This is a genomic window from Acinetobacter sp. Ag2 (genome assembly GCF_001005515.1).
Classification (GTDB): Bacteria; Pseudomonadota; Gammaproteobacteria; order Pseudomonadales; family Moraxellaceae; genus Acinetobacter; species Acinetobacter bereziniae.
The window spans coordinates 73,121-85,811 of the sequence record NZ_LBNA01000054.1 but is presented as its reverse complement, the minus strand read 5'-3'; the positions used below and the strand labels follow the sequence as shown (position 1 = coordinate 85,811).

Annotated in this window: 9 protein-coding genes and 1 pseudogene; 8 read left to right on the top strand and 2 right to left on the bottom strand. The window is 38.6% G+C overall.

What is annotated here, in order from left to right; genetic code table 11:
• Positions 1-62: 62 nt before the first annotated feature.
• Positions 63-1,364: a histidinol dehydrogenase gene (gene hisD, locus AAV97_RS14675; RefSeq protein WP_080971984.1), complete on the top strand. Its 1,302-nt coding sequence runs from the start codon at positions 63-65 to the stop codon at positions 1,362-1,364.
• A gap of 192 nt (positions 1,365-1,556) precedes the next feature.
• On the top strand, positions 1,557-2,654 hold the full coding sequence (hisC, locus tag AAV97_RS14670; RefSeq protein WP_009585228.1) for a histidinol-phosphate transaminase: 1,098 nt from the start codon (positions 1,557-1,559) through the stop codon (positions 2,652-2,654).
• Positions 2,655-2,766: 112 nt separating this feature from the next.
• Here the strand turns inward: hisC and AAV97_RS14665 are convergent, their stop codons facing one another.
• A complete protein-coding gene (locus AAV97_RS14665; RefSeq protein ID WP_046760929.1) occupies positions 2,767-4,122 on the bottom strand; it encodes an anthranilate synthase component I family protein in 1,356 nt (451 codons plus the stop codon).
• A 341-nt stretch (positions 4,123-4,463) separates the two neighbouring features.
• Between AAV97_RS14665 and AAV97_RS14660 the strand changes: the two genes are divergently transcribed.
• Positions 4,464-5,372 carry a DUF6160 family protein gene (locus AAV97_RS14660; RefSeq protein ID WP_042086075.1) on the top strand — a complete coding sequence of 303 codons (909 nt, stop codon included), beginning with the start codon at positions 4,464-4,466 and terminating at the stop codon, positions 5,370-5,372.
• Here the strand turns inward: AAV97_RS14660 and AAV97_RS21620 are convergent.
• Positions 5,328-5,456, bottom strand: a pseudogene (locus tag AAV97_RS21620) (hypothetical protein); the annotation flags it as partial. The gene AAV97_RS14660 and the pseudogene AAV97_RS21620 sit on opposite strands and share 45 nt — an antisense overlap.
• A 123-nt stretch (positions 5,457-5,579) precedes the next feature.
• Between AAV97_RS21620 and AAV97_RS14655 the strand changes: the two are divergent.
• The 5 genes from AAV97_RS14655 to AAV97_RS14635 are packed head-to-tail and all read left to right on the top strand — an operon-like array spanning position 5,580 to position 12,610.
• Positions 5,580-6,413 carry a C39 family peptidase gene (locus AAV97_RS14655; RefSeq protein WP_005033675.1) on the top strand — a complete coding sequence of 278 codons (834 nt, stop codon included), beginning with the start codon at positions 5,580-5,582 and terminating at the stop codon, positions 6,411-6,413.
• A gap of 53 nt (positions 6,414-6,466) precedes the next feature.
• Positions 6,467-7,657: a hypothetical protein gene (locus AAV97_RS14650; RefSeq protein ID WP_046760928.1), complete on the top strand. Its 1,191-nt coding sequence runs from the start codon at positions 6,467-6,469 to the stop codon at positions 7,655-7,657.
• 12 nt (positions 7,658-7,669) lie between these two features.
• Positions 7,670-9,334 (top strand): OmpP1/FadL family transporter, encoded by a 1,665-nt coding sequence (locus AAV97_RS14645; RefSeq protein WP_042086073.1) that lies wholly within the window; start codon positions 7,670-7,672, stop codon positions 9,332-9,334.
• Positions 9,334-10,656, top strand: a complete 1,323-nt coding sequence (gene filE, locus AAV97_RS14640; RefSeq protein WP_046760927.1) for a putative pilus assembly protein FilE — start codon at positions 9,334-9,336, stop codon at positions 10,654-10,656. The genes AAV97_RS14645 and filE overlap by 1 nt, the downstream gene beginning before the upstream one ends.
• Positions 10,657-10,666: 10 nt before the next feature.
• Positions 10,667-12,610, top strand: coding sequence for a hypothetical protein (locus tag AAV97_RS14635; RefSeq protein WP_042086069.1), 1,944 nt, complete (start codon positions 10,667-10,669; stop codon positions 12,608-12,610).
• The last annotated feature ends 81 nt before the right edge of the window (positions 12,611-12,691 follow it).

Below are 12,691 nucleotides of genomic sequence, written 5' to 3'. Positions count from 1 at the left end.
ATGTGATCTTTGCCCACAAGATGTTCAAAACAAGGTAAACTAAATCTTTCTTAAACAACCTTGTGGGTAAATTGATGCGACGTTTATCGACTCAAGAGCAGAACTTTAAACAAGTCTTTGCTGACTTGTTAGCTTTTGAAACAGTGAGTGATCCTGAGCTTTTAAAAACAGTAGACCAAATTATTGCAGATGTGCGTCAGCATGGCGATGCACATGTATTAAAACTCACTCAACAGTTCGATCGACATCCAGCGCATCAATTTTCAGATCTAGAACTGTCACAAACCCAATTGAAAGCTGCATTTGAGGGGTTAACGGTTGAAATTCGTGACGCCTTAGAAATGGCAGCACAACGTATTCGTTCATTTCATCAAGCACAAAAACAAGAAGGTTGGACTTATATTGATGATTTGGGCAATACCTTGGGTCAAAAAGTAACACCTTTAGATCGTGTTGGGATTTATGTTCCAGGTGGTTTGGCATCTTATCCATCTTCTGTGCTGATGAATGCCATACCTGCACATGTTGCTGGCGTACAAGAAATTATCATGGTTGTACCTGCGCCGAATGGTGAATTAAACCCTTTGGTCTTGGCTGCTGCATATCTGGCTGGAGTACATCGTGTATTTACCATTGGAGGTGCTCAAGCAGTTGCGGCATTGGCTTATGGTACAGAAACAATTCCACAGGTGGATAAAATCACTGGACCTGGCAATCGTTTTGTTGCCGCTGCAAAACGTGCGGTTTTTGGTCAAGTGGGAATTGATATGATCGCTGGACCTTCTGAAATTTTAGTGTATGCAGAAGGTGAAAATAATCCAGAGTGGTTGGCGATGGATGTATTGTCACAAGCAGAGCATGATGCTGTTGCACAGGCAATTTTTATCACACCGGATGAGCAGCTTTTAAATGATGTGGAGCTGGCAATTGAAGCACATTTGGCTGCTTTGCCAAAAGCAGAGATTGCGCGAACATCGATTGCGAATCGTGGAGCTTTAGTTTTGGTTAAAAACCGCCAAGAAGCGATTGATTTAATTAATCAAGTTGCGCCAGAACATTTAGAGTTGTGTTTGGATGAGGCGCAAATGATGTCAGAAAGTATTCGCCATGCAGGTGCGATCTTTATGGGGCGTTATACACCAGAAGCGATTGGTGATTATTGTGCAGGTCCTAACCATGTACTGCCAACATCAGGCACAGCACGCTTTTCATCACCTTTGGGTGTTTATGACTTCCAGAAACGTTCAAGTTTAATCATGTGTTCTGAGCAGGGGGTTAAACCACTGGCTAAAACAGCAGATCTTCTTGCTCAGCAAGAGGATTTGGATGCACATGCACGATCTGCACGATACCGTTACCAGTAATTAAATTGAATACCTCATTGATTATGTAATGCAAATTCCTCTCAAAGCAAAAGAGAGGAAGCTATTTAAAGTAGAATGCAGAGTCTGTGGCATTTATTTTGATAGCTTTGAATTACCTTCTCTCAATGCGCTTTTAGTGAGTTGCACTTAAAGTGGTGTAAGAGGCAGATGAGGCAAATAAGAGATAAGAAAATGTCAAAGATTCGTCCTGAACAAATGCGTTTTTGGAGTCCTGAGGTACGTGAGTTAGATCCGTATGTCCCGGGAGAACAGCCTAAAATTCAAAATTTATTAAAACTGAATACCAATGAAAACCCTTATCCGCCATCGCCGAAAGTGGTTGAAGCGGTTGAAGCTGTTTTGGAAAATTCCGCGGATGCATTACGACTTTATCCAGATCCCGATGCAACTGCATTGAAACAAGCAATTGCTCAACAACAGCATGTCAATATTGCCAATGTTTTTGTCGGCAACGGTTCAGATGAAGTTCTAGCCCATATTTTTAAGGCTTTTTTCGTACAAGATCAGCCTATTTTATATCCAGATATTACCTATAGTTTTTATCCTGTTTATAGTCAGTTTTTTGGGCTTTCTGCTCAAACAAAAATCATTCCTCTAAATGAGCAGTTTGAAATCGTGGTGGATGATTATAAACAGCCTAATGGTGGAATTATTATTACCAATCCAAATGCGCCCACCAGTATTGCATTGGGTTTAGATGCTATTGAAGAAGTTTTACAATCCAATCCAGATGTTGTGGTGGTGATTGATGAGGCTTATGTTGACTTTGGAGCGGAATCTGCGGTACAGCTGGTTGAAAAATATGAGAATTTAGTGGTCTGTCAAACGACTTCAAAATCTCGTTCTTTAGCGGGACTACGCGTTGGATTTGCGATTGCACAGCCACATCTCATTGCAGCATTAGAAGCTGTTAAAAATAGTTTTAACTCCTATCCGATTGATCGTTTTGCCATTGCTGCTGCCGTTGCGTCTTTTGAAGATCAAGAATACTTTGAAGCGCAATGTCAAAAAGTGATTCTCAGTCGCGACAAACTGGTTGCAGACTTAGAAGCGATAGGCTTTAAAGTGCTGCCATCTAAAGCGAATTTTATATTTGCATCTTTACCGTCTAAAGATGCTGGTGAACTTGCACAGGCGTTGCGTGAAAGGGGGATTATTGTCCGTTATTTTAATAAGCCTCGTATTAACCAGTTCTTAAGGATTACGATAGGTACAGATGAGCAAAATCAACGGCTTGTTGATACTTTAAAGCAGGATATCTTGTCTTAACTGTAATTATTGCATGTGGTCGACATGGATGTCGCCTTGCGATCGTGATGAAGATAAAATGGCTGATAGGGAAACAAAAGCCATTTTATTTATATTGAGTGAATCATGCTCGTTAATTTCGTTCCGTGTATTGGTCTTCTGGCTGATACCAAGTATTGAGCAGATCAAGCATTGCGGAAACTTTATCAAAACATTCCTGATATTCAGCATCGCAGTCAGACGCAATGGTGATTCCCCCACCTGCCCATAATGAAATGTCATTTTTATATTTTTGAATCGAACGAATTAAAATATTCCAAGATCCTGTACCATCAAAATTAAAATATCCCAAAGAACCACAATAAGCACCACGCGGAGCACACTCTAACTCTTCAATAATTTGCATTGCTCGAATTTTTGGTGCGCCTGTGATTGAGCCACCTGGTAAAGCCGTTAAGAGTACATCAAATGGATTGACTTCAGGTTTTAATGTTGCTGTGACTTCACTCACCATGTGGTGGACTTGGTTAAAAGACTCAATATTGAAAAGTTTAGGTGTTTTTACTGAACCTGTTTCGGCATATACACTTAAATCATTACGTAACAAATCAACGATCATGACATTTTCTGCCTGATCTTTTTGAGAATGAATTAACCGATCTTTGGATTGTTGATCTAAAACAGGGTCATCATAACGCGGCATCGTGCCTTTGATGGGCTTAGTGATAATTTTACGATCCGCTTTAAAATCAATAAATAATTCAGGTGAACAACTCAGTAACTCAAAATCATCAAGTTTTAAATAACCTGAATAAGGTGCATCAGTCAGCTTCCAAAAATGTTCAGCTGTATCTAAAAGTAAGCCTTGTGCCTTTGCGCTGAACTCTTGTGTCAAATTGATTTGATAGCAATCGCCAGCCTTAATATATTCTTGAACTTGGGTAAAAGCTTGTGCATAGTCTTGTTTTGTCCACATCGCTTGACAAAGCGTGTTGAGTTTAAATGTGCTTGGTGCTTGATTTGTATGTAGTAGATTCTGTACGAATGTGAAAAATTCTTCTGCACAAGTTTCTAAGCTACAGAAAACTAATTGTTGATTTTCGATGTGAATAAAAGTTTGATATTCACCCATATAAAAATTAGGCTGGGTTCTTGTTGCTGAATCAATATGTTGGGCACTGGCATAATTGTAGTCGATAAATCCAATATAACCTCCTTGAAAATTTTCAACGCTATCCGAAGAGGAGAGTGGATTAAAAGAAAAAAAATGATCGAACTTATTTGTATTTTGATCTTTTTGATAATTGCTAAAGTCGGTTCGTGTATAAGTCTCGTATTGTTGTGAGGTTGAAATACAATACTTTTCAGGTAAGAAGGCGATGACATCTTGCCCTGAATTTTTTAAATAGACACAACCAAAAAGCGAGTGAAGTCGATATAATACTGTAGCAATGCTGTTTGATGGAAAATGTAATAACTTCCGAAACATAGGGAGATTGAACTCAAAAAGAAAAATTGATTGATTCGGCTATATTCTACCTGAAAACCAAGGTGAAAAAACTGTTTACCGTTTATCGGTTTTATCAACTTTGTGATAAACAGCGGTTGAACAAAAAAATAACATAATGTAGTGAAACTGCTTACCGTTTATCGGTTTCATCTCCTTTTTGATAAACAGCAGTTGAACAAAAAGTAACATACAGTTAATTTAAAAGGGCAAAACGGACTACTCAAGGATTGGTGTTCTAAGTTGTAAAACAACTAAAAACAACAGGGAACTACGGAGAGTGGTTAAAAATGAAAAAAAATGCTCTTGGGAGAGTACGGATTATGAAATTATTTACTAAACTCGCTTTAGTTTCTGCTGTTGCTGTTAGCTCAAATGCAATGGCTCTGCAAGCAATGGATGATGCTGCACTGAGTGCAACCACAGGTCAAGATGGTATCAATGTTGGTATTGATGCTTCTAAAATCGAAATTGCTAAACTACATGTTTTTGATGGTGATGGTTTGGCTGTAAACGCAACAACTGGTGGTTCAGGTAAAGCGGGTGCGATCACTTTAAATAATGTGGTTGTGACCAAGACAGGTACTGGTAATCTAGCTGATTTAGTAATTGATACTGATGGTAGTGCAACAGCTGGAGCAACGGGCAAGCCATTTTTAAACGTAGCGGCAGCAATTAATGCGCTTAAAATTGATTTAGGTAAAATTGAAGTTAATAACGTGACAGGTACGGCGGGAGCTTATAAGCCTGATGCTGGTTCTGCTGAAATTTTAAGTGGTTTAACGGTAAATGTAGGCGCAACAACTGCAAACATTCAATTGGGTAATACACCACAAGGTGCAATGATTAAATTGAATGGTTCAATGATTGGTGGTTTATCAATCAGTAACTTAGCATTTAAAGATGCTTCTGCTGGTGGTGGCGGTTATATCGTTTTAGGTGGCGTAAAAGTAACTGATACAGGTTCAGCAAATTTGGCTTTAGATGCTGATATTGCAGTAACACCACAAGGTTTAGCTGTAACAGCAATGAAAAGTGCAACAGGTACAGATATTTATTTAACTAAAGTCGTGTTGGGTGGTGGTACAGGTTTTGTACCAGGTACTCCAGGAACTGCTGGTACAGGTACAGGTACAGGCTCAATCGGTGATGTTTCGATTACAGGTATGAAATTCTATAACGGTGGTTCAGCTACGCCAAATGGTGTAAAACTGACTATTTCTGGTCACTAAGTTAGAATTGATTGGTTGTAAAAAGACGCATGCAGAGCATGCGTTTTTTTTTACAAAAAAACGTCCTAAAAACGACAAAAGTTCAAAAAAAGACTGTTTTTTTTTTCAAAAAACGGTATCTTCTAGTTTCAGGGATGTAGAGTGTTCACTCTAAAAATAAAATCAGCACTTTAGGCAAAATACTGCCGATACTTGATAGTTAAAATTATGTTAGAAATTACTTTAGGTTCGGCATTAATGTACTATTTTGCCAACCATGCGCTAGATGTAAAACCCAAGCCAAAGGATGCTGTTTATTATACTGAGCTTGCGGATTCTCGAGACCCATCATTCTCACGAAATCATCGTGAGATGGTACAGATTAAACCTGCTTTAGAAAATCAATTCCGTGGGATCGTCCGTCAGGCATATGACTATAGTTGTGGCTCTGCGGCGCTCACGACATTGCTTAATGGATATGTCGGAACAAATTTAACTGAACAGCAAACCATGGAAGGTTTATTACGTTTTGGAGAATACAACCGTATTATCGAACGTCGAAGTTTTTCTCTGTTGGATATGAAACGTTTTGTGGCTGCGATTGGTTATGAGAGCGGCGGCTTTAAAGGGGAATTCACAGACTTAATTAATCAAAATCAACCTGTGATTGTGCCTATTTCTTATGCAGGCTTTAAACATTTTGTCGTATTTAAAGCGTATAAAGATGGTCGGGTCTATGTGGCTGACCCTGCATTAGGAAATATTAGTTTTGACCAAGAGCGCTTTAAGCAAGTTTGGGAAAATAATACTTTATTTATGATTAATGCGCCTAAGGACCAACAACGTAATATGTTGGCTTTACAAGAGGCGGATATGCGTCATGTTGATGATGCAACAATTAATCGTTATGCATTGGTAGAGGCTCAATATTCAACAGATTACGTCAATAGATTGGCAGATAAAGCATCAACCATGCGTAAAGTAATTGACCTAGATACCAAGTCAGCAACCTATAATCAGCCAATTACAACTTACCTACGACTCTATTATAAACGTAAGTAAAAGATGGACTAAAAATTACATAACTGAATTGGATTTTTTGGGATAGGAATAATATGAATAATCAATGGATGAAAAGAACTTTACTTGCAGTGAGTATTCAGTTTGCAATTGGAAGTTTATATGCGGCTGAAACAAATACTGAGGTTGATGCAAGTGCTGAAGCAGCAGTAGATCAAGCTGTTCCAGCTAAAGAAGATGTACAGATTAATAAAGATGAAACAAAATCTTTAGCACCAAAGTCAGGCTCTCAAGCGGCTGAAGCATTACAAAAAAAAGAAGGTGATGCTACTCAGGAAACCAACTTACAAGAAGTTTTTACATCCAATGAACGTCAGTATTCCTTAATTAAAAAAGGCGAAATATCAACTTTCTATGATTTGGATTATTCATACTATCGTGATTCACAACTGAATTTGGGGATTAATGAAGGTACTGCTTATCAACTTCGTGTAGATGAGGATGCAAGTCATACCATTACCAATACCTTTACGGCGCAATATGGCGTTCGAGATAATTTAACCTTTACCGCTTCCGTCCCTTTTATCGCAAAATCAGACAGTTTAAAAGATGCAACTGCCGCAGGTCTGGGAGATATCAATTTAGGCGCGCGTTGGGAACCGTTCCCACTTAAAGCTGGTCGTTTACCGCTGATTTTATTTGGTAGTGTATCGACAAAAACAGGGGATAGCCCATACGAAATTAACCCGAATACAGATCTCTCCACAGGTAAGGGCTATTATTCTGTCGGTTTCGGTGCAAGTACCCGAAAATATATTGACCCTGTTGTATTATTTGCCTCTGTTTCGGCTAACTATGGATTTAAAGAAACTGGTTTAAACCAAGTGCGTGGTGGTGGAAATGCCAATGGTCAGGGTGGTCAGCAGCTCGGTCAACGGGTTTTAGAAGAATTTGATCCAGGAATTACGGGCGGATTCTCTTTTGGTTTTGCGTATTCATTTAACTATGATGTATCTATGACCATGTCATATCAACAATCATTTAATATGAATACCTCCTTTACCTATCAGGCAAATCCAGCAACCCCTGAAAAGGGGCGTGAAAAATATGATGCTGCGAATCAATCAAGTGGTATGTTCTCGATTGCTTTAGGTGTGCGAGTCAATCCTGAAACCATTGTGAATGGTACATTGGGCATTGGTTTAACTGAGGATTCACCGGATATTTCACTTGGATTGTCCTTCCCATTAGATATTATTGGCTTTGGTAAGAAAAAAGCTCGCTAAGGAGTGTAAGGTATGAAAAACATACGTTTGCGCCCATTAGTAACAGCAATTTTATTAACAGGGTGTTCAACTCAAGTATTTGCACATTTAGGGCTTAACCTATCTGTAGATATACGTTCATTGACGATGGGGAATGCTGTTACTGCAGACCCTCCAGGAATTAGTGCAATTCATTTTAACCCGGCTGGATTGACGAAACTTAAAGGTCTACAGACCGACGTACAAGGTATCATTGCAAACTTTGATGTTCAACGAGAGTTTTCTGCACCGCCAGGTTATAACGTATTTGGTTATTCTGATGATCCTTTAATCTGTAATGATGCACCTGATAATCCATCCAGCTTATGTACAGACTATAAAGACTCTGTACGTGGTGACGTTGAATATGCAAGTTTATACATTCCTATTTTAAAGAAAGTTGTAGATTTGGGACCTGGATGGCCGGTATTGGCGCCTACTGGTGGGGTTTCATATAACCCACCAGGTTCAAAATTAACCTATGCAACCGCAGCTTATGCACCGATGGTGGCAGGATTTGGTTCAGAAGATAAAAATCCCGGCAACTTTATGGGACAACAGGTTGCCATTGAACGTATTACATATTTATCACCTTCTGTTGCATATCAAGTCAATGATCAACTCTCTTTGGGAGCTTCGATTGGGATGTCATATAATGCCATGGCATTAAAGACGGACTTACGCTTCCCCAATGAAATGATTGGCGTATTACGAATGGTGGATGAGTCTGTTTGTGGACCATTCCGAAATAACTCCAATATGATCACGGATCTTTTGCTATTTGGTATTTGTAATGCCAATGAGGGGATGAATCCTTTTGGTCAGTTCGGGAAAATGCAGGTTTCTTTAGAACAAAGTCTGAGTCCAAGCTATAACTTGGGTTTAATGTGGGAGCCAACTGAAAACTTTGGTTTTGGTATGGTCTATCAAAGCTCGGCAAAAATGCGTATGAAAGGTAAATATTTTATCGATAATGCCAACGCGCCAAGAGAACTGATTAAAGGCTTAAACTCATCTGCGACGGGGCAAATCCTTGCTGCGATTCTTGGGTTTCCAGGTTATATACCACCAACAGAATCTGGTTTGATCGCAATGGATTTGGAATATCCAGCACATTTCCAAGCAGGGATAAAATATAAGGTTTTACCTGATTTACAAGTGAATTTCGATGTTGGGTGGACAGACTTTAAAGCGTGGGAAAAATTCCAATTTGAGTTTGATCGCCAAATTTCAGCATTAAAAATTGCTAAACTTTTGTCCAATCAAGTCACAGATACTTCATTGGCTTTCCCGCTTGGCTTTAAATCACCATGGAGCTGGGGAATTGGTGTTGAGTATTCAGCCAATGACCGTTTAAAACTTCGAGCAGGTTATGAACCTCGTGCCAGTGCGATTCCGGATGATAAACGAAATACTATGGTACCGATCAATAATGCTCAATTATTCGGTTTAGGTTTAGGTTACCGTTTTGATGAAGATACGGATATTGATTTATCTGTGGGCTTCTTACGTAGCCGAGATAATATTCCTGCAAATACCAGTAGTTTAGCGAATAAAACAGGGGTAGATAATTTACTGCTCAACCCATATGCTGGATTGAATGTAAAAACAAATACCAAAGTCACAATTCTAGGGATTAACTACAGAACGAGATGGTAATGCATTTAAAAGCTGAGAAAAAAATAGTTTTGACTTCTTTGTGGCTGGTAATTGGTATGAGCTTAGCCACATCAGCTTGCTATGCATCCAGTTTCTATACCATTATCGGACCTGATGGGCATCCGATGATTATCCAAAAACCTGAATCATCAACAAAACCTGAAACCAAACAAAAAAATAATGAGAAGAATGAAAGCAAAACTGTAAAACCTATTATTGAGGCTATTCAACCTCAATCCAGTACAACACAAAATAAAAATGTGACTCAACCTGAGCGTTTTCCTACAAGTGCGCCAGAGCCAAAAAAATCTGTGATACCTTTAACTAAGCATTCATCAGAAATCCAAACAAAGCCGCAAGAAACTGTTAAGGTTTCACCACAACCACAACCACAACCACAACCACAACCACAACCACAACCACAACCACAAAAAACTATTTCGTCATCAGTACAGCCAGATGAACAAGAAAAAACAGCTGTAGTTGTTCCAGAAACCAAAACTGCTGAAATAGCTAAATCACAACATGAAGCTAAACAAGTCGAAAAACAACAAAAGAGTTTAACGACTCAGAACTCACAAATTTCCAAAGCTGCGCTTAAAACGCAGAGTATCCAAGAAACAGAAGACAAAAATTTCACCATCATTGATGGTGAAAAGTATGTAAATAATGAATATCTGGAAGATCGTGAATTTAATCTCGAGGGGAAAAAGCGATTTTATATGACCCCAGAGATTGGTGCAGTACATGGGCGTTATGAAACAATTGAACGACAAAAGGGACTGAGTACAAGTCTCTTAAACCGTATTCGAGGCAATCCAGATGCTGACGAAAAAAAACCAGTCGTGCTATCTTCAACTTATTTCCGATTACCTAAAGACGAAGTGGTTCATAATTTAGAACAAGCTTGTTTCACAGGTAAAAAAATACTTAAAGCAAAAGGTTTATCACTTAAAAATCAAGAGATTGGTTTATGGCCTGTTGCGCCGATTAAAGCGCATTTTGCTTATGAAGTGGTGAAATTAGATGCTCAGGTACAAAATATACTTTTGACCTCCTACGCATCCTCTTCTAAGACACAAACCTATTATTGGCCTTTAGTTGTATTTTTAGATGAACAAGGCTGTGTCATTGAAGGTGTCAGTGGCTTTAAAAATGAAGAATCACACGACAACAATTTACAATATGCCGCAATGGAAGGTGTGTTGAGAAAACCAGAAAAAGCGACTTATCTATTTTTAACACCATTATCCTCAGCTATAGATGTTGAAAATAAACAGTTAACAAATCATGGACAAATTAAGCTGAGTGTTATTCAGTAAGGACGAGATTATGAAAAAAAGAGTATTAGCCCCTTTCGTTTTAACGAGTTTAGGTTTAGCACTTACTGGTTGTGGTGGTGAAAGTTCAACAGTCAATGAAGATCCCTACAAAGGTATCGTCACTTATACCAATGGCTGTGATGCATCTTATGAAAAATGTTTAGGTTTTTATGTCGATTATCCAGTGACTGGATTAAATTTTGATTGTAGTACAGATACTCGAAATCATTTCAACACCAAATTAGAAGGTGGTTTGGCTTCTGGCGGTTGTTTAATTGGTGATAAGGCAAAATTTTATATTCAGGGTTCTCAATCAGAACGTAAAATTGTTTTGGGGGATGTAGATTTAAACAAAATTCGTCCATTAAAGGTGAGGGGACAACCTGCTGCGATTGGTTTGATTGATATCGCAAGTGCCATGACAGGCAAAACACCTGCCAGTATGGATATGAGCGATGATACTTTTAAAGTCATGGTTGGCTTGGTTCGTGTTTTCCAAGCGATTGGTGTAGAGCAAAATACTCACCAGGTTGGGGATATTCAACCTATCGAATTATCAGATAATTTAAAAAATAACCTTAAAGATTTACCTGCGGATATTGGTGTTGCCGATTTTCTTGATGGCAGTTACATCGAGAAATTAAAACCATGGCTCAATCTTGAAACTGTCGATAATGCTTCAGCACAGTTAACAGCACAGCGTTTGATTCAACAGTCGCTAGTTAATATTTACTCTACAAACTTCCTGATTTTTAGTGGAGCAAATGTTGATATCCAAGGCTTTACAGGGAAGAGTGACTTAAATACGAAGAACGAATCGATAGCCAATATGTATCTCGTGACGGACCGCCAAGGCTATACGACAGGTTATGCGATGCAATGGATAGGTGTTCCGCAAAAAGTCGAAGGTAGCACCATTGCTGATTCATTGTTAAAGTTCCTGTTACTCAATCAAGTGGTTCCACAAAAATTAGATGTCAATCCACAGCAAGGTTGGATCAGTCCATTAACTCGAAAAATCAGCAATCCATTGATATTCAAAAAAGATCAAACAACAACAGATCAACTGAGCATTTATCAAGGTACATTACTGAACAATACCAATGTAGCTGGTACGGAATATATGTATAAACGTGCCACTGGTGCGACCACTGCTCCGACAGATACGACGGTTTATGGCAAGTGGCGTCAGACATTCAATGGGGATCAGCTTTCAGGTGGTATTGATATTTATAAAACCAATCCTGCGAACTATCTAGATCGAAGAGTTTTCATGACGAAAAATACAGTAAAAACAGGAGAAAAATATTACTTCCCACTGTATGCCAATATTACATTTACGTTTACGAATCCTGAAGTTAATCCAAATACTCAAACCTTAGGTATTGTGATTGATGAAAATGGGGATATCCGTACTAACCTTGGTCGAAATGGTACTTTAAATTCAAATACCTGTGCGGATGTCGATCCAAGCACTTATATTGATAAAGAAACAGGTGTTCAACAATATCGACTGGGTACAACAGGGACTGCTTATATTAATGGGGATATTGAAAAATCAATTACACTGCGTATGATTTTAGCCAATCCTATTTTTGGAAGTCTTGATGGTGCTTTAGTGGGATTAAATGAAAAATTGGTCGTTACCCCTACGAGTGGGACTACCAATGATGACTTAAATAAAGCTTCAGTCTCTTCGGGCGGTATTCGTTTAAACCTTCAACGATTAATTAATGAACAAAATACATCTAGTGGGGTGAATATAACCAGTTGGGATGGAGACAAAACAATTCAGGCAACTTGGGTCAATTTACAAGCGGTTTATCAGGCAATCTATAACAATACAGATACTAATAAAGATAAGCTTACTACAGAACAAAAAGAGTTAGCGAAGCGTCAGCAAGGGACCCTATCGGTAAGTTTGCCACAGTGTTATACAGTGAAAACAAAATAATCTCATTGCGCTAAAAAAATCCCCCAATTGAGATTGGGGGATTTTTTTAGCTCTCTATATAATTGACTATCAATAAATTAA

Excerpts from the sequence above, each read along its gene's own strand:
- AAV97_RS14665 (WP_046760929.1), bottom strand. The coding sequence starts at position 4,122 with ATGTTTCGGAAGTTATTACATTTTCCATCAAACAGCATTGCTACAGTA.
- filE (WP_046760927.1), top strand. The coding sequence starts at position 9,334 with ATGCATTTAAAAGCTGAGAAAAAAATAGTTTTGACTTCTTTGTGGCTG.
- AAV97_RS14650 (WP_046760928.1), top strand. The coding sequence starts at position 6,467 with ATGAATAATCAATGGATGAAAAGAACTTTACTTGCAGTGAGTATTCAG.
- AAV97_RS14635 (WP_042086069.1), top strand. The coding sequence starts at position 10,667 with ATGAAAAAAAGAGTATTAGCCCCTTTCGTTTTAACGAGTTTAGGTTTA.
- AAV97_RS14645 (WP_042086073.1), top strand. The coding sequence starts at position 7,670 with ATGAAAAACATACGTTTGCGCCCATTAGTAACAGCAATTTTATTAACA.
- AAV97_RS14660 (WP_042086075.1), top strand. The coding sequence starts at position 4,464 with ATGAAATTATTTACTAAACTCGCTTTAGTTTCTGCTGTTGCTGTTAGC.
- AAV97_RS14655 (WP_005033675.1), top strand. The coding sequence starts at position 5,580 with ATGTTAGAAATTACTTTAGGTTCGGCATTAATGTACTATTTTGCCAAC.
- hisC (WP_009585228.1), top strand. The coding sequence starts at position 1,557 with ATGTCAAAGATTCGTCCTGAACAAATGCGTTTTTGGAGTCCTGAGGTA.